Annotated in this window: 14 protein-coding genes; 5 read left to right on the top strand and 9 right to left on the bottom strand. The window is 72.9% G+C overall.

The annotated features are described in order from the left end of the window. Positions 1–259 precede the first annotated feature (259 nt). Positions 260–1717 carry a PHB depolymerase family esterase gene (locus tag ACIBF5_RS02105; RefSeq protein WP_396807149.1) on the top strand — a complete coding sequence of 486 codons (1458 nt, stop codon included), beginning with the start codon at positions 260–262 and terminating at the stop codon, positions 1715–1717. A 119-nt stretch (positions 1718–1836) separates the two neighbouring features. Here ACIBF5_RS02105 and ACIBF5_RS02100 read toward each other — a convergent pair whose 3' ends face one another. From ACIBF5_RS02100 to lpdA, 3 genes are all read right to left on the bottom strand, one after another. Continuing rightward, positions 1837–2736 carry a TIGR01777 family oxidoreductase gene (locus ACIBF5_RS02100; RefSeq protein ID WP_396807147.1) on the bottom strand — a complete coding sequence of 300 codons (900 nt, stop codon included), beginning with the start codon at positions 2734–2736 and terminating at the stop codon, positions 1837–1839. A gap of 188 nt (positions 2737–2924) precedes the next feature. Further along, positions 2925–4721: a 2-oxoglutarate dehydrogenase, E2 component, dihydrolipoamide succinyltransferase gene (sucB, locus tag ACIBF5_RS02095; protein WP_396807145.1), complete on the bottom strand. Its 1797-nt coding sequence runs from the start codon at positions 4719–4721 to the stop codon at positions 2925–2927. Between the two features lie 72 nt (positions 4722–4793). After that, on the bottom strand, positions 4794–6182 hold the full coding sequence (lpdA, locus tag ACIBF5_RS02090; RefSeq protein ID WP_396807143.1) for a dihydrolipoyl dehydrogenase: 1389 nt from the start codon (positions 6180–6182) through the stop codon (positions 4794–4796). Positions 6183–6407: 225 nt separating this feature from the next. Between lpdA and ACIBF5_RS02085 the strand changes: the two genes are divergently transcribed. Then, positions 6408–6734 (top strand): hypothetical protein, encoded by a 327-nt coding sequence (locus ACIBF5_RS02085; protein WP_396807141.1) that lies wholly within the window; start codon positions 6408–6410, stop codon positions 6732–6734. A 75-nt stretch (positions 6735–6809) separates the two neighbouring features. Here the strand turns inward: ACIBF5_RS02085 and ACIBF5_RS02080 are convergent, their stop codons facing one another. Then, positions 6810–8396 carry a leucyl aminopeptidase gene (locus ACIBF5_RS02080; protein ID WP_396807139.1) on the bottom strand — a complete coding sequence of 529 codons (1587 nt, stop codon included), beginning with the start codon at positions 8394–8396 and terminating at the stop codon, positions 6810–6812. Between the two features lie 185 nt (positions 8397–8581). On the opposite strand from ACIBF5_RS02080, the gene gcvT reads away from it, so the two are divergent. After that, positions 8582–9724 carry a glycine cleavage system aminomethyltransferase GcvT gene (gene gcvT, locus ACIBF5_RS02075; RefSeq protein WP_396807137.1) on the top strand — a complete coding sequence of 381 codons (1143 nt, stop codon included), beginning with the start codon at positions 8582–8584 and terminating at the stop codon, positions 9722–9724. A gap of 21 nt (positions 9725–9745) precedes the next feature. Here gcvT and ACIBF5_RS02070 read toward each other — a convergent pair whose 3' ends face one another. From ACIBF5_RS02070 to ACIBF5_RS02050, 5 genes are all read right to left on the bottom strand, one after another. Continuing rightward, complete coding sequence (locus tag ACIBF5_RS02070; protein ID WP_396807135.1) at positions 9746–11029, bottom strand: DUF2314 domain-containing protein; 1284 nt, start codon at positions 11027–11029, stop codon at positions 9746–9748. 68 nt (positions 11030–11097) lie between these two features. Further along, positions 11098–11871: an adenosylcobinamide-GDP ribazoletransferase gene (locus ACIBF5_RS02065; RefSeq protein WP_396807133.1), complete on the bottom strand. Its 774-nt coding sequence runs from the start codon at positions 11869–11871 to the stop codon at positions 11098–11100. Beyond that, positions 11864–13921 carry a bifunctional adenosylcobinamide kinase/adenosylcobinamide-phosphate guanylyltransferase gene (locus tag ACIBF5_RS02060; protein WP_396807131.1) on the bottom strand — a complete coding sequence of 686 codons (2058 nt, stop codon included), beginning with the start codon at positions 13919–13921 and terminating at the stop codon, positions 11864–11866. Before ACIBF5_RS02060 ends, ACIBF5_RS02065 begins: the two co-directional genes overlap by 8 nt. Positions 13922–14051: 130 nt before the next feature. Then, positions 14052–15224 carry an MFS transporter gene (locus ACIBF5_RS02055; RefSeq protein ID WP_396807129.1) on the bottom strand — a complete coding sequence of 391 codons (1173 nt, stop codon included), beginning with the start codon at positions 15222–15224 and terminating at the stop codon, positions 14052–14054. 41 nt (positions 15225–15265) lie between these two features. Continuing rightward, on the bottom strand, positions 15266–16303 hold the full coding sequence (locus ACIBF5_RS02050) for a threonine/serine dehydratase (protein ID WP_396807127.1): 1038 nt from the start codon (positions 16301–16303) through the stop codon (positions 15266–15268). A gap of 106 nt (positions 16304–16409) precedes the next feature. Here ACIBF5_RS02050 and ACIBF5_RS02045 point away from each other — a divergent pair, with 106 nt between their 5' ends. Continuing rightward, on the top strand, positions 16410–16610 hold the full coding sequence (locus ACIBF5_RS02045; RefSeq protein WP_121155984.1) for a hypothetical protein: 201 nt from the start codon (positions 16410–16412) through the stop codon (positions 16608–16610). A gap of 5 nt (positions 16611–16615) precedes the next feature. Next, positions 16616–17413 (top strand): site-2 protease family protein, encoded by a 798-nt coding sequence (locus ACIBF5_RS02040; RefSeq protein WP_396807125.1) that lies wholly within the window; start codon positions 16616–16618, stop codon positions 17411–17413. The last annotated feature ends 132 nt before the right edge of the window (positions 17414–17545 follow it).

The following is a 17545-nucleotide window of genomic DNA, read 5'->3' as shown; positions in this document are numbered from 1 at the left end:
CCCAGCCCCCCGCCCCCCCTCCCCCCACCCCCCCCCCCCCCCCCCGCCCTGTGGCCCGTTCTCGGCCGCCCCCCGTGTACCCCCCTTGGCTAAACCCGGCGGCCCCTCCTTACATGTGGGTGGTGGCGCGCGACGAGGGCACATGGCGGCATAGGTGAATATGTGAGTGTCAACCATGTCAGGGTGCTGTCATGCGGACGTAACGTCGCGGCAACTCGGGGGTGACCCAGTTCACACCTTCATCGTCAGGAGAACGCCCGTGCGCCGCCGCCCACCCGCACTACTCGCCCGGATCGTCCGCGCCGCCGCCGTACCCGTGCTCATCGCCGCGGCGGTCCTCACCGGTGCCGCTCCCGCCCAGGCCGCCAGCCTCACCCAGGTCACCGGCTTCGGCAGCAACCCCGGCAACCTCAGCATGTACGCCTACCGCCCGGACAACCTGCCGTCGAACGCGCCCCTGGTGGTCGCGTTGCACGGCTGCACCCAGGACGCGAACGCGTACTACACCAACTCCGGCTGGAAGAAGTTCGCCGACCAGTGGAAGTTCACGGTCGTCTTCCCCCAGACCAGCGCCGCCAACGCCGCCAACGCCTGTTTCAACTGGTTCCTGACCGGCGACACCAGCCGGGGCCAGGGTGAGCCGGCCTCGATCAAGCAGATGATCGACTATTCGGTCGCCAACTACGGCACCGACGCCGACCGGGTCTTCGTCACCGGGCTCTCCGCCGGTGGGGCGATGAGCGCGGCCATGCTCGCCACATACCCCGACGTCTTCGCCGCCGGCTCCATCGCCGCCGGACTGCCCTACCGCTGCGCCACCTCGCAGGTCAACGCCTACACCTGCATGTACTCCTCGGTGAGCAAGACCCCGCAGCAGTGGGGTGACCTGGTCCGCGCCGGCTACTCCGGTTACACCGGTCCGCGCCCCCGGGTGTCGATCTGGCACGGTCGCTCGGACGCCGTCGTGGTGCCCGCCAACGGCACCGAACTGCGGGACCAGTTCACCAACGTGGCCGGCGTGTCGCAGACCCCGACCAGCACCTCCTCGCTGCCCGCCGGCACCACCCTGGAGGTGTACGGCAACGACGCCGTCCGGCTCTACCAGGTCGCCAACATGGGCCACGGCACCCCGGTCGACCCGGGCACCGGCGCGGACCAGTGCGGCACCGCCGCCGCGTACTTCCTGGACACGATCTGTTCGGCGTACCGCGACGCGCTCTTCTTCGGCCTCGACGGCGGCTCCAGCGGACCGGGCAACCCGGGTGAGCCGGGTGCTCCGGCGACCCCGACCGGCCTTGCCGTCACCGGCACCACCGCCAACTCCGTCTCGCTGAGCTGGGGTGCGGCGAGCGGGGCCAGCGGCTACCACGTCTACCGCAACGGCACCCGGGTCACGTCGACGGCGGTCGCCGCCACCGGCTACACCGACTCCGGCCTCACCGCCGCGACCAGCTACGCGTACGCGGTCAGCGCGGTGAGCTCGGCCGGCGTGGAGAGCGCCCGCTCCGCCACCGTCTCCGCCACCACCGCCGGTGGTGGTACGCCCCCGGTCTGCGTCACCGCGACCAACTACGCGCACGTCCAGGCCGGTCGTGCCTACCAGTCCGGCGGGTACGCCTACGCCAACGGCTCCGACCAGCGGATGGGCCTCTACAACACCTTCTACACCTCGGCGCTGAGGCAGACCGGCCCGAACTACTGGGTGATCGGCTGCTGACCCCGACCCCGACCCCGACCCCCTGCTCCCAACGCCAACCGTCCCCGTCCCAGCGCCCCCGAAGGCCAGGTTAGGAAGGGCCCCTTCCTATACAAAAAGCGATAACAAGGGGCCCTTCCTTACTCGTGGAGGGCGGCGTGGAGGGCGGAACGCAGGTTGGGGTGCTGGTAGGTGAAACCGGTCCGGGGCAGCACCCCGGGCCGGACCCGGGCGCTGGTGAGCGCCTCGACGGCCAGTCCGCCGAGCAGGATCCGCAGGGCGAAACTGGGCACGGGAAGCACCGCCGGCCGGTGCACCGCCGCCCCGAGTTCGCGGGTGAACTCGGCGTTCGTCACGGGTTCCGGGCCGACCACGTTCACCGATCCGGCGAGGTCCTCGCGGGCGAGCAGGAACTTCACGGCGGCGAGCCAGTCGGCGAGTGAGATCCAGGGCATCCACTGCCGACCTCCGGCCAGTGGCCCGCCGATGCCGAGCCGGAACGGCAGCAGTTGCGGCTTCAGGAAACCGGCGTCGCGGTGCAGCACGTAACCCGTACGCAGGCGGACGACCCGCACACCCGCGTCCTCCGCCGGCCCGGTCGCCGCCTCCCAGACCCGGCACATGTCGGCGAGGAATCCCTCACCGGCGGGCGACTCCTCGGTCACCGCCCGATCGCCGGTGTCGCCGTACCAGCCGATCGCGGAGGCGTTCAGCAGCACCCCCGGTCGTTCTGTCGACGGCAGCGCGGCGATCGATTCGGCGAGGGTACGGGTGGTGTCCACCCGACTCGTCCGTAACAGCTCGCGGTACCGGTCGTTCCACCGGTGGTCTCCCACTCCGGCGCCGGCCAGGTTGACCACCACGTCGGTGCCGGCGAGCGCCGCCGGGTCGAGTTGCCCGGCAGCCGGGTCCCACCGGACCTGGCCGGGGTCGGTTGCCGGTCGCCGGACGAGTTGGACGACCTCGTGGCCGTCGGCCCGCAACCGGTCGACGAGTCGACTGCCGAGGAAGCCGGACGCACCGGCGGCAAGGATCCGCATCCGTCCATCCTCGCAGAGGGTTCGGTCATGCCGTGCCGGGCGGTATATCCCCGTAACCGGAGGGTGCCCGCTCTGTCACGGAGTATCGAGGAGGGCGTCGCCGGACCGCGCCGGTGGGAGGGGCGGGAAAAGCGTCGGGGACCGCGAGCGAGTGCTCGCGGTCCCCGGTTGTCGCGTATCTGCGCCGGTCAGGCCAGTTCGGCCTCGAAGTGACCGGCTTCGAGCCGCTCCTTGACCGTGGTCAGGAAACGGGCCGCGTCGGCGCCGTCGACCAGCCGGTGGTCGTAGGAGAGGGCGAGGTAGACCATCGAGCGCGGCGCGATGATCTCGCCCAGCTCCGGGTCGTTCACCACGACGGCCCGCTTGACCACCGCACCGGTGCCGAGGATGGCGGCCTGCGGCGCCGGCACGATCGGGGTGTCGAAGAGCGCCCCCCGGCTGCCGGTGTTGGTGATGGTGAAGGTGGCGCCGGAGATCTCGTCCGGACCGATCTTGTTGGTCCGGGTCCGCTCCGCGACGTCCGCGATCCGCCGGGCCAGGCCGGCGAGGTTGAGGTCACCGGCCTCCTTGATCACCGGTACGAGCAGGCCCTTCTCGGTGTCGACCGCGATGCCCAGGTTCTCGCTCGCCGGGTAGGTGATCGTGCCCGCCTCCAGGTCGATCGAGGCGTTCACCACCGGGTAGGTCTTCAGTGCCTCCACCGCGGCGAGCGCGAAGAAGGGCAGGAAGGAGAGCTTGACGCCGTGCTTGGCCACGAAGTCGTTCTTGGCCTGCTGACGCAACCGGGCGATCTTGGTGACGTCCACCTCGACCACCGTGGTGAGCTGCGCGGAACTCTGCAGCGACTCGAACATGCGCCGGGCGATGGTGGCCCGGGTACGGGTCATCTTCTCGGTCCGACCCCGCAGCGGGCTCGGCTCGGCCTTCGCCGGGGCCGGCTTCGGCGCGGCAGCGGCGGGAGCCACCGCCGGACGGGCCGCGGCGGCACGTGCCTTCTCCGCCGCCTCCAGCACGTCCTGCTTGCGGATCCGGCCACCGACACCGGTGCCGGTCACCGTCGACAGGTCGACGCCCTGGTCGCTGGCGAGCCGGCGGACCAGCGGGGTGACGTACCCCGCCTCGTCGCCGGTCGGTGCGGCCGGGGACGAGGCCCGCTCGGCTGCCGGGGCCGGCTGGGCCGCCCGCTCGGTCTGCACCGGCTTGGCCGACTGCTCGGTCTCGGCCGCCGGGGCGGCGTACGACGCACCGGAGACCGGCTCGGGCTCGGCGGCCGGGGCCGGCTCGGCCTTCGCCGGGGCCGGGGTGGCCTGGGGGGCCGGCGTCGCGGCCGGTGCCGCTCCGGCGGTCCCGATCACCGCGAGGTCGGCGCCGACCGCCGCGGTCTCGTCCTCGGCGACCTTGATCTCCAACAGGGTGCCCGCCGCGGGCGACGGGATCTCGGTGTCGACCTTGTCGGTCGAGACCTCGAGCAGCGGCTCGTCGGCCTCGACGGTGTCGCCGACGGCCTTGAGCCAACGGGTGACCGTGCCCTCGGTGACGCTCTCGCCCAACGCGGGCATCTTCAGTACGGTGCCACCGCCGCTGGCCGGCGTGGTCGCCGCCGGGGTGGGCTCGGCCGCGGCCGGCTCCGGGGCGGGTGCCGCCTGCGGGGCGGCCGGTGCCTGGGCGGCCGGCTTCTCCTCGGCGGGGGCTTGCTGAGCGGGCGGAGCGGCCTGCGCGGTCGGGCCGCTGTCACCGGCCGACTCGCCCTCACCGGCGATGACGGCGAGTTCGCTGCCGACCTCCGCGGTCTCGTCCTCGCTCACCACGATCCGGCTCAGCACGCCGGCCGCGGGGGAGGGGATCTCGGTGTCGACCTTGTCGGTCGACACTTCGAGCAGCGGCTCGTCGACCTCGACCCGGTCGCCCTCCTGCTTCAGCCAGCGCGTGACGGTGCCCTCGGTGACGCTCTCGCCGAGCCGGGGCATGGTGACCGATACCGGCATCTCTCAAGACTCCTTCGTGGCCTGTGCGATCGTCACCCGGTTGCCGCCGGGTGTCGCGGAAGAACTGTCGGGTCAGGCGTGCGCGTGCAGCGGCTTGCCGGCCAGGGCGAGGAACGCCTCGCCGAGAGCCTCGGTCTGCGTCGGGTGGGCGTGGACGAGCTGCGCCACCTCGGCCGGGTAGGCCTCCCAGTTGTAGATCAACTGGGCCTCGCCGACCAACTCGCCGACCCGGGCGCCGACCATGTGGACGCCGACCACCGGGCCGTCGGCGACCCGGACCAGCTTCACGAAGCCGGTCGTCTTGAGGATCTGGCTCTTGCCGTTGCCGCCGAGGTTGTAGTTGTACGTCGAGACCTTGTCCGCGCCGTACTGCTCCTTGGCCTTCGCCTCGGTCAGCCCGACGGAGGCCAGCTCCGGGTCGCAGTAGGTGACGCGCGGGATGCCGTTCTCGTCGATCACGGCGGGGTTCAGTCCGGCGATCTCCTCGGCGACGAAGATGCCCTGCTGGAAGCCGCGGTGGGCGAGCTGGAGGCCGGGCACGATGTCGCCGACGGCGAAGATGTTCGCCACGCCGGTACGGAGCCGCTCGTCGGTCAGGACGAAGCCCCGGTCGACCTTGATGCCCTGCTCCTCGTAGCCGAGGTTGGCGGTGGTCGGGCCACGGCCGACCGCGACGAGCAGCACCTCGGCCTCGAAGGTCTCGCCGCCCTCGATGGTCACCTTGACGCCGGAGTCGGTGTGTTCGACCTTCTCGAAGCGCTTGCCGGTCTTGAAGTTGATGCCACGCTTGCGGAAGGCGCGCTCCAGCGCCTTCGAGGATTCCTCGTCTTCGGCGGCGACCAGTCGGGGCAGCGCCTCGACGATGGTCACGTCCACCCCGAACGAGCGCCAGACGCTGGCGAACTCGACGCCGATGACCCCGCCGCCGAGCACGATGGCCGAACTGGGCACGCGGTCCATCACCAGGGCGTGGTCACTGGTGATCACCCGCTCGCCGTCGACCTCCAGGCCGGGCAGGCTGCGGGCGTACGACCCGCTGGCGAGGATGATGTTGCGGCCGGTGTAGCGCCGTCCGTCGACCTCGATGGTGTCCGGGCCGACCAGCTTGCCGTGCCCCTCCACGACGGTGATCTTGGCGCTCTTGATCAGGCCCTGCAGGCCCTTGTAGAGGCGGGAGATCACCCCGTCCTTGTAGGAGTTCACCCCGGACATGTCGATGCCGACCAGTTCGGCCTTGATGCCGAACTGCTCCGACTCGCGGGTCTGGTCGGCGATCTCCGCCGCGTGCAGCAGCGCCTTGGTCGGGATGCACCCGTTGTGCAGGCAGGTCCCGCCGAGCTTGCCCTTCTCGATCAGCGCGACGGAGAGGTCCAGCTGGGCGGCGCGTAGCGCTGCCGCGTACCCCCCACTGCCACCTCCGAGGATGACGACATCGAAGGTTCCGCCGTTCGGCTCGCTCACAGTTAACTCCCAGGTCGCGTCGCTGCCACGAGGGCCATGCCAATGGAAACGGGCATTTCGTCCTCACCGGCCGTTGCATTCCGGCCGGATACCTTCTACCTGGGTCATCTTGTCACTTGTGGTCCCGCGCCGCGTAACTGAGGTGCCCAAGGACACGTCCGTTCCACGTACGCTTGCCCAATCACCGGACATGGCCGGCACGAGCGGGCGGGAGGAGATTGACGGGTGGCCTGGTTTCGGCGGCGTAAGCAGGGCACGGGCGCGGCAGGGGACCGAATCGCGAACCGCGGCGATTTCGAGCACCTGGAGGAGTTCGTCCGGTCGCGGCGGGGTGTCGAGGCGTTCATCGAGCCACGCACGACCGTGACCGAGACGACAGTGATGTTGATCGCGTACGACGGCGAGTGGACCCGGCGTCGAGTCGACGGCCCGGATGGTGCCCGGCGATTCGCGCACAAGATGGCGATCCCGATCTACGACGTCCGGCTGGTCGGCTACCCGCAGCGGATGCGCGACTTCAACGAGCGCCGCAAGCGGAGTACGGGTGCGTGAGCAACGTCGACGACCCCGCGTGAAACGAACTGACCCCCGGCCTGATGGCCGGGGGTCAGTCGTCGGTGCTGTCGGTCAGTTCTCGGCCGCGATCTCCTCGACCAGGTGCAGCAGGGTACGCACCGGCACCGCGGTGCCGCCCTTGGTCCAGTAACCGGTCGGCTCGCCCGAGTGGTAGCTCGGCCCGGCGATGTCGATGTGCGCCCAGTCCACCCCGTCGGTGACGAACTCGCGCAGGAAGACACCACCCTGCAGCATGTGCCCGGCCCGGTCCATTCCCGCGTTGACCTGCGAGATGTCGGCGACGTCGGAGTCCATGCCCTTGCGTACGTCCTCCGGCAGCGGCATCGGCCAGGCCGGCTCGCCGACCGCGTCACCGGCGGCCTGGACCCGGGTGCAGAACTCCGCCGTGCCCATCACGCCGGCGACCCGCTTGCCGAGCGCGACCACCTGACCGCCGGTCAGGGTGGACGTCTCCAGCAGGTAGTCGCAGCCGTCCGCGCAGGCGCGGGCGATCGCGTCGGCCAGGATCATCCGGCCCTCGGCGTCGGTGTTGAGCACCTCGACCCGCTTGCCGTCGAACATGGTGATCACGTCACCCGGGCGGTAGCTGCTCGCCGACGGCATGTTCTCGGCCATCGGCAGGTACGCCTGCACCGACACGGCCGGCTTCAGCTCGGCGATCGCGATCATGGTGGCGGCCACCGCAGCCGCCCCGGCCATGTCGGACTTCATCTCCCACATGCCCTGGGCCGGCTTGATCGACACGCCGCCGGTGTCGAAGGTGATGCCCTTGCCGACCAGCGCGATCCGCTTGCCGTTGGCGGTCCCGGCCGGCGGCTGGTACGTCAGCTTCACCAGGCGCGGCGGGGCGTCCGAACCCTGCCCGACCGCGATGATGCCGCCGTATCCGGCGTCGGCCAGCGCCTTCTCGTCCAACACCTCGACGGTCAGGCCGGCCGCGTTGGCGGCGGTCGCCACCGCCTCGGCGAACGACGGCGGGCGCAGCTCGTTCGGCGCGGTGTTGACCCAGTCCCGGGTCTGGCCGACGGCCGCGGCCACCACGGTCGCGCGGGCGATCTCGGCCCGGGCCCGTACGTCGCCGGAGTCCGGCACGTGCACCGCGATCTCCGCCACCGGGTTACGGCGGGTCGGCTGCGGGCGGGTCTTGTAGCCGGCGAAGCGGTAGCCGCCGATCAGCGCGCCCTCGGCGATCGCGCGCAACGCCGCCGGGCCGTCCTCGTCGTCCGGCACCGGCAGGCTCAGCGCCACCCGACCGGCTCCGGCGAGGGCACGGATCACCGACCCGGCGGCCCGGCGCAGGGTCTCCGGCGCCGGGGCGGCGCCGGTCGGCTCCGCGCCGAGGCCGACGGCGACGACCAGCGGGGCGGTCACCGTGCCGAGGGTGGCGAGCTTGATCACCTCGCCCGGGGCGCCGGTCGCGCCGAGCAGGGCCAGGGTTTCGGTGAGGCGGCCGTCGAAGGCCGCGGCGATGCTCTCCGCGCCGGTGGCCAGCAGCAGCGTGCCGGCGTACCCGCCGGGCCCCTCACCTCCGGTGTCCGCGGACCCGGTCTGGCTGTGCACGCCGATCACAAGGGCGTCGACGGCAAGCTCGGCGGGGTCGGTGTCGACCAAGCTGAGGGTGGTGCTGGGCGATGTCACTCGGCGTCTCCGGACGGGCTTGGCCGGCCGCGTTGTGCGCGGTCCGGCGACGAAGGTCTTCGGCGAACCTACCCGCCGAAGAGGTCGGATGTCCCAGCGACTGCCGCCGAAGGGATCCCGCCGATGCTAACGAGGAGGTCGAGCCGGCATGAGCCAGGAGGTCGACCCCCGGTAAGTTGCCTCCCATGACCGACCTGACCACGGCCGCCGCCGACCAGTTGCACCGTTCGCCCCTGCATGATCGGCACGCCGCGTTGGGCGCCAAATTCGCCGCCTTCGGCGGCTGGTCCATGCCGCTGGAGTACGCCGGGGGCGGGGTGCTCAAGGAGCACACCGCGGTCCGCGAGGCGGTCGGCGTGTTCGACGTCTCCCACCTGGGCAAGGCGCGGGTGACCGGCCCCGGCGCCGCCGACTTCGTCAACGCGTGCCTCACCAACGACCTGGGTCGGATCACCCCCGGCCGGGCGCAGTACACGCTCTGCTGCGACGAGGCGACCGGCGGTGTGGTGGACGACATCATCGCCTACCTCTACGCCGACGACCACGTCTTCCTGATCCCCAACGCGGCGAACACCGCCGAGGTGGTACGCCGGCTGCGTGCCGCCGCGCCGGCCGGGATCACCGTCACCGACGAACACCAGGCGTACGCCGTACTGGCGGTGCAGGGGCCGCGCTCGGCCGACCTGCTCGGCGCGCTCGGGCTGCCGACCGACCACGGTTACATGAGTTTCTCCACCGCCACCCTCGGTACCGGCGTGGCGCAACCGGTGGAGCTGGTGGTCTGCCGGACCGGCTACACCGGCGAACACGGGTACGAGCTGGTCGTGCCGGTGGCCGGGGCGACCGCGGTCTGGGACGCGCTCTTCGCCGCCGGTGAGCCGTACGGGCTGCGGGCCTGCGGGCTGGCCGCCCGGGACACGCTGCGCACCGAGATGGGTTACCCGCTGCACGGGCAGGACCTGTCGTTGGAGATCACCCCGGTCCAGGCCCGTTCCGGCTGGGCGGTCGGCTGGGGCAAGCCGGCGTTCTGGGGCCGGGAGGCCCTGCTGGCGGAGAAGGCGGCCGGCCCGCGTCGCCTGCTCTGGGGTCTGGCCGCGCAGGACCGGGGCATTCCGCGCCCGGGGATGCGGGTGCTCGCCGGTGACGCCGAGGTCGGCACGGTCACCAGTGGCACCTTCTCGCCGACCGGCAAGGCCGGCATCGGGCTCGCCCTGCTCGACACCGCCGCCGGGCTCGCCGAGGGTGCGACGGTCGAGGTCGACGTACGTGGACGCCGTTCGGTGATGCGAGTGGTCAAGCCCCCGTTCGTGCAGCCGTCGGTGCGCTGACCACCCGTTCCGCCACCAACGTCAGCCGCGCTGGCCGGCGTCGAGTACGGCCTGCGTCCAGCCACCCTCGACGACCGAACCCCGGTCGAGTAGCGCCCAGTCGACCACGTCGGCGGCATCGACTGTGACAGCGGCGCCGATCCGTACCGTCGGGTCGGCGACCGCGTCACAGGCGCTGGTGCAGAGGATCCGCTCCGGACGCTGCCAGGAGTCCACCCCTGCCCAGACGTACTCCGGTCCCTCGGCCGTGGTCAGGGCGTACTTGACCAGCAGTTGCAGGTCACCGGCGAGCGAGCCGGTGACGAAGCGTTCCCGGATGGCGGGCAGGCCGGCGCGGGCGGTGGCGACCGCCCGCGCCATCGCGTCGTCGCTGCGGTCGTAGCGGACGTCGGACCGGGGCGCGCCGAACAGGGTGGTGCAGACCCCGGCGAAGTACCGGCTGGCCGAACCCGGGTGGCCGATCGGCGGGAGCAGGGTGAGGAACGAGTCGGCCTCGGGGTCGGTGGCCGGGTCGAGTTCCAGCCGCAGGGCGGCGGGGCCGGCGGCGTCCTGCTGGCGCGGATAGCCGTACGCGACCGCTATGTCGTGGTCGGTGACGGTGGTCACCACCGGCAGTTGGACGAAGGCGGGCACCTCGATCCCGGAGAGCCCGTCGGTCCAGGTGCGCAGCAGTCGGCGGGCCACCCCGGTCATCACCGCGCCCCAGCCCCGGGTGAGGTGGGTCGGCACCTCCTGGGCCTGGAGTTCCAGCAGTCCGAACCGGCGCAGGCCCTTGGTGGTGAACCAGAGCCCGCCCTCGGCGGTCGAGTACGGCACCAGGACCCAGTCCACCAGCCGTACCCGTCCCTCGGGGTCGGGCAGCGAGCGCAGCGCGGTCGCCGGGTCGAGGAACTGGAGGCCGAAGACGTCGACCAGGTCGCCGCCGACCGCCTCGGCCATCGCCGCGCCGACCGCCCGGGCGGCCCACTCGTGGGCCGGGGGCCAGCCGGGCCGGTAGCTCGCCTGGACCACGACCAGGTTGGTCGCGGCGGCGAGCCGGCCGAGTTGTTCCTCGGTGGCGCCGAAGGCGGTGAGCAGGTCCGGTGGCAGTTCGGGAAACTCGTCGACCGGCCGCAGGTCGACCGTCATCAGCGGGCTCTCCAGCATCTGCCGGGACAGGTCGTGGACCAGTTCGGTGACCCGGTCCCCGAGTGCCGCCATCGCCTGCGCCGGGGTCACCTCGGGGGGCGTCGTGACCGGCACCAGGTAGGTCGCGGTGAGCGACTCCGGCACCGGTAGAGGCAGGAAATCGTCCGTAATGATCATGACGCGCGCCCCGCTCACCGGAAGTAGTGATTCTCTTTCGCGAACGCTACCGAAGAAGGCCGGCCGGATCAGCCGGTCAGCACGAGACCGAGGTAGACCAGCGTGGTGACGACCTCCACCTGGGCGCCGAGCACGTCACCGGTGATTCCGCCGAAGCGCCGTACGGTGTGGCGCAGCAGCACCGACCCGGCGGCGAGGGCGACCCCGACCACGAGCGGTCCCTGCCACGGGCGGCCCGGCACGGCCGCGACCGCGACGCCCGCGACGGCGACCGTGGCCAGCGCCAGCGGCACCGGGCCGAGCGTCCCGGCGACCAGCGCGCCGAGCCCCTGCGGCCGGGCCGCCGGCACTCCCCGCCGACAGGCCCAGCCGACCGCCAGCCGCCCCGCCGCGGTGGCGGCGACCACCGTGGCGAGCAGCGCCGGCCAGCGTCGGTCCGGCAGGGCCGCGAGCGCCCCGACCTGGAGCAGGAGTACGAGCACCAGTGCGGCGACGCCGAACGGGCCCACGTCGGGCTTCTTCATGATCTCCAGTGCGGCCGGCCCGGAGCGGTACGAGCCGAGCGCGTCGACCGTGTCGGCGAGCCCGTCCAGGTGCAGCCCCCGGGTGAGCAGCGCCCCGGCGGCCACGGTCACCACCCCGGCGACGAGCACCGGCGCGCCGGCACCGGCGGCGCCGAGCAGGATCGCGGCGAGCACCACGCCGAGCAGCGCCCCGACGGCCGGGGCGAGCAGCATCGCCACCGCCGCCGTCTCCCGGTCGACCCGACCGGTGCGCAGCGGAGCGATGGTGAACGTGGTGAGCGCCAGCCGGGCGCCGGCCGGGAGGCTCCGGTCAGGCACCGCGCGAGGCGCCGTCGGGCAACCAGTCGCTGCGGGCCGGGCCCGGACCGTCCGGTTCCGGTTCGTCGAACTCGCCGTCGTCGGCGGTACGGCCGTCACCGGGCTCGGTGCCCGTACGCTGCTCGTCCCGGTCCGGCTGACCACCGTCGGCCGGCTCGCCGTCGGATGGCGGCCGTACGTCCTCCGCCGGCTGCCGGTCGCCACCGTCGGCCGGGGCATCGTCCCCGTGGCCGGTGGGCGACTCCGCCCAGCCGGTCGGGGTCAGCGACGGGTGTTCGCCGACCGAGGCGGCCAGGGTGAGCGCGGTGCGCAGCAGCGGCAGGGTGGCCAGCGCGCTCGCCCCCTCGCCCAGGTCCAGCCGCAGGTCGAGCAGAGGGGCCAGGCCGAGTACGTCGGCCGCGAGCTTGACCGCGGGGTGTCCGCCGTGGTCGGGCAGGAGGCACCAGTGCCGAGACTGGCCGGCGAGGTCGCGGGTGACCAGACCGGCGGCCACCCCGACCGGCCCGTCCAGCAGCACCGGGGTCCGCCGGGCGGTCGCGCCGAGCAGGATGCCGGCGGCGATCGCGATGTCGCCACCGCCCAGTTCGGCGAGGACGTCCTTCGGTCCCCGGGGGCTGCGCCGGGTGCGGTGCAGGGCGTCACGTACGGCGGCGCAGCGGATCATCCAGGCGGCGTCGTCCACCTGTCCGCCGGGGCTGATGACCCGTCCCAGCACGGCGGCGGACTCGGCGCCGGCGGTGGCGGCGAGCACCGCCGCGGTGGCGGCCTCGGTGCCCGCGCCGCAGGCGCCGACCACGATCAGTTCCACCCCGGCGTCGACCGCCTCCTCGGCCAGCCGCCAGCCGTACCGCAGGGCGGACTCGACCGCTTCGGCGCTCAACGCCGGACCGTCCTCGATCGGCGCGGCGGTCGGTGCGTCCACCACCTGGAGGCTCGCGCCGACCTCGGCGGCGAGCCGGGCGAGCGGGCCCGCTCCGGAGCGGGCCTGGTCGGCCCGGCGGCCGGACTCGCCCGGCACGGACCCGGCAGAGGCGCCGCCGTCGTGGTCGCCGTGCAGCAGCAGTACGCGTACCGTCCGCCACGGGCGGGGCGTCGCGGTGCCCTGGGTGCCGGCGGCGAAGCCGATCACCCGTTCGAGGTTGCCGAGCCCGGCACCGGGCAGGTCGAGGGTGGCGAGCCGGTCGATCGCCTGCGGACCGGTGTACTCGTCCGGCATGGGCAGGTCCATACCGGTCTGGATGACCAGCCCGGTGGCGACCATCGGCAGCGTCATGGTCGGTGCGGTCCAGGGCGAACCGTCCTTCGGTGCCTGCGGCTGCGGTTCCGGCAGGTGCGGCGTGAGTACGGCCGGCGAGGTGCTCGGCACCGGCACGGCCCGGGTCTCGGGGGTGGTCCGGTCGGCCGACCCGGCGTCGGTGGTCCCCGCGGTCCGCGGCGGTCCGGACTGGCTCGGTACGACCGCGTCCGGCCGGATGCTGGCGGGCTGCCGCGTCGCGGCCGGCTTGAGCCAGGACGGTTGCCCGGCCACCACCAGGACCACCGCGTCGCAGACCTCGGCGACCGCCCGGTTCGTGGTGCCGAGCGCGTCGGTGAAGGCCCGGCCGAGGGTGGTCGTCGGCACCAGCGAGAGCCCCACCTCGGGGCTGACCAGCACCAGACGGGCCGTGCAGTCGCGGACCGCGACGGCCAGTTCGTTGATGGTCGCCTGGTCGTCGGCGGGCTGGTGGACCGGGTCGAGCAGCACGGTCACCCAGCCGCCGAGGTCGTCGACGAGCAGCGTCTGGTCCGGTGTGGCGCCGGCGATCAGTTCGGCCAGCCGGGACGGGTCGGCGGCGGTCTCCTCCGTTGTCCAGCCCTCAGGGCGGCGACGTTGGTGGGCCTCGATCCGGGCGGTCCACTCCGGGTCGGCCGGATCGTCCGACTCGGGGTGCCGCGCAGTCGCGACATAACGGACAGCCGTCACGTCGCCCACGAGCGACTCGGCGAACTCGGATTTGCCGGACCGGATCCCGCCGAGTACGAGAACCGTGTTCCACCCGTCAACGGACATGTCCGTACCTTAGAGCGCCCAGCCGGGGATTCGCCTGGGAGGTCGGTCACCGAACGGGATTACTCGACCTCGACCGCGAGGTGTACCGGTTCGTGGCGCTTCGTGCGCCCCACCGCTCGATGGTCCGAACTCATCCATCCCCGGCGCGGCTCGCCGAACGGGTCAACACCGGCACCGCCGATCCGGCCAACGAGAACACCACGGCCAACACCACCCACCCGGCCCGGCCACCACCAATCAGCAGCAGCGTGAGCAGCGCCGGACCGGCCGCCTGGGCCAGGCCGGTCACCAGACCGAACACGCCCTGGTACTGCCCGAGCGCGGCCGGTTCGGCAAGGTTGTAGGCCAGGCCGGCAGAGGCGTTCGCGTGGTGAAGGTCACCGACCGTGTAGACCACGGTCGCGCACAGCAGCAGACCGACGGCGGTGCCGGTGGCCAGCCCGGCCGAGGACGCGTACAGGAGCATCGCGGCGGCCAGCACGATCCCGGCCCGGCGCATCGTCCGGGCGGCCGACGGGGTGTCCCGTACACCGTGGCTCAGCCGGACCGTCAGCAGCACGGTCAGCACCGCGTTGGTCACCAGCACCGCCGAGACCGTCGCCCGTGGGATGTGCGCCTGGCCGGCGATCCAGAGCGGTAGGACCAGGGTGAGCACCACCGCGTGCAGCGAGACGACCGAGGCGGCGGCGCTCACCGCGAGATAGGGCCGGTCCCGCAACGCGGCCAGACCACCACCCACCCGCGCCACACCGGGAGGAGGCGGCAGGGCCGGCAACCGGGTCAGCAGGCCCGCCGAGACCAGGTACGTGACCGCGTTGCCGAGCGCCAGGAGGACGTACCCGGTGCGGTTGTCGGCGGTCAGCGCGAGCCCGGCCAGCGCGGCGCCGACGCTGATCCCGACGTTCGCCACCGCCCGCAGTGTGGCGAACGCGTGCACCCGCCCCTCGGGCCCGGCGACCGCCGCGACCAGCGCCGCCCGAACCGTGAGGTTTCCCGCGACGAGCAGGGCGTCGAGGACCGCGACCACCAGGAACGTGGCGAACGACCCGACCAGCAGGTACGACGCCGCGACCGCCGCCTGCCCGAGCTGCAGGACGGCCCGCAGGGTGCGCGGGTCCCGTCGGTCGGCGAGGTGCCCCAGGGGAACGCTCGCACCGAGCCCGACCACCGCGGCGACGGTGAGGCCCACTCCGACCGAGGTGACCGGCAGCCCCACGCTCCGGGTGAGGAACAGGGCCGCCCCCGCGCTCCAGAGGCCCGTGCCGACGGTGTTGGCCAGGGTCGCCCAGGCCAGCGTCCGCACCGGCCCGACCGAGGGGACCGGCGACCAATGTCCGAGCAGGGTCAGCCGAGCCCGGCCAGGCTCGCCGGGGCGACGTTGCCGCCGGAGAGGACGAGCGCGACCGTCTCGCCCGGCCGGGTCTGGACCAGCCCGTGCCGCAGCGCCGCGAGTCCGACCGCGGCCGAGGGCTCGACCAGCAGCTTGCCGCTGTCGAGCAGTTCCCACCAGGCCGGCCGGATCGCCTCCTCCGGCACCTCCACCACCTCGTCGACCAGCTCCCGCACATGCGCGAGGGTGTGTACGCCGGCGAACGGCGCGGCCAGCCCGTCGGCGAGCGAGACCGGACGTTGGGGCAGGGGGGCCGGCGCACCGAGGCGGAGGGCGTACGTCATCGCGTTCGCGGTCACCGGTTCGACGCCGACCACCCGGGTCGACGGCGACGCCGCCCGTACCGCCGCCGCGACACCGCTGATCAGCCCGCCGCCGCCGACCGGCACCAGCACGACGTCCACCGGCACCACCGGCACCACCGGCACCGCTGGCTCCGCTGGCGAGGATTCGTCGGCCGGTGGCGTCACTTCGGCTGCCTGGTGGATCAGTTCGTCGGCCTGGTGGATCAGTTCGGCGCCGACGGTGGCCTGGCCGGCGATCACATCAGGGTCGTCGAACGGGTGCAGGATCGCGTACCCCCGTTCCTGCGCGACCGACTGGCAGGTGCCGAGCAGGTCCTCGGTGAAGATGATCTCGCCGCCGTAGCGGCGGACCGCCTCGACCTTCGTGACCACCGCCCGGGGTGGCATGCAGACCACCACCGGCAGCCCGAGGGCCCGTCCGGCGAACGCGGTCGCGGCGGCGTGGTTGCCGGCGGAGAAGGTGGCCACCCCGGGCGGCAGCTCGCCTCGGGAGCGGCGGGCCAGCAGCGCGTTGAGCACACCCCGGACCTTGAAGCTCCCGGTGTGCTGGAGGTTCTCGGCCTTGAGCAGGACCCGCAGCCCGAGGCTGTCGCCGAGCCGGGGCGACTCGACCAGGGGCGTCCGGACGATCCGGCCGGTCAGGCGGCTCGCCGCGGAGGTGATGTCGGGGCTGCTTACCAATCGCATCCCGGCACCCTACGTCCGTCCGGTACGCCGCGGGCGATCGACGTCTGCCCCCGGCGGGCTAGGCTGGCGGGGGTCCGTCGGGGACATCGGTGAGGGGAGACACGATATGCCGTGGAGCTGGCGGTACGAGGGCACGGACGGCCAGGCGGTGAGCGGGCCGGACGAGACGTTCGGCAGCCAGGCCGACGCCGAGTCCTGGATCGGCCAGACCTGGCGCGAGCTCTCCGCGGCGGGCGTCGCCACGGTGATCCTGCTCGAAGACGATCGGGTCGAGTACCGGATGAGCCTGCAACCGGTCGCCGAGTGAACCTGATGGGCTACGAGCAGCCGGGGCGGGACCGGCTCGTCCTCGGCGTACCGAGGGAGGCGTTCCGGCCGAGCCCCATCTTCCTGGCGCTGGTCGCCCTCTTCGTGGCCAGCGGTGTGATGGCCTGGAACCGGTTCGGCAATGTCCGGTTCGACGTGTTCCTCTTTGTCGTCTCGGGCTGGCTGGTCTCCCTCTGCCTACACGAGTACGCCCACGCGATCGTGGCGTTCCGGGCCGGGGACCGGGGGGTGGCGCACCGCGGCTACCTGACCCTGAACCCGCTGAAGTACACCAACCCACTGCTCTCGCTCATCCTGCCGGTGGCGATCGTGCTGCTCGGTGGGATCGGCCTGCCGGGCGGGGCGGTCTGGGTCGACCATCACCAGATCCCCGGCCGGCTGCGGCACACCCTGGTCAGCCTCGCCGGGCCGGCCATGAACGTGGTCTTCGCCGTGGTCCTGGTGCTGCCGTTCGCGTTCAGCCCGGACGTGCTCGCCCATCCCGAGTTCTGGGCCGGTGTCGCGTTACTCGGCTTCCTGCAACTCACCGCTAGCGTGCTCAACCTGCTGCCGGTGCCGGGCCTCGACGGTGGCAACATGCTCTACCCGTGGCTCTCCCCGCAGTGGCGGCGCGGCTACGACCTGATGGCCCCGTACGGTTTCCTACTGCTCTTCGCGCTGCTCTGGAACCCACGGATCAACGGCTGGTTCTTCTCGGTCGTCTTCACCGTCGGCGACTGGCTCGGGCTGCCCGGCGGGCTCTACGCCCTCGGGTACGACCTGATCCGGTTCTGGCAGGGCTGATCCGGCCGGTCCACCCCGCCGCGGGGGGGGGGGGGGGGCCCGCGCGCCCCCCCCCCCCCGGGGGCCCCCCCCGGGGCCACCCCCCGCGCCCCGGAACCGACCCGAGCTCAACGACAAGGGCCGGAGAGCGCC

This window comes from Micromonospora sp. NPDC050417, from assembly GCF_044458865.1.
Classification (GTDB): Bacteria; Actinomycetota; Actinomycetes; order Mycobacteriales; family Micromonosporaceae; genus Micromonospora_G.
This window is presented reverse-complemented; position numbering and strand designations above follow the sequence as displayed.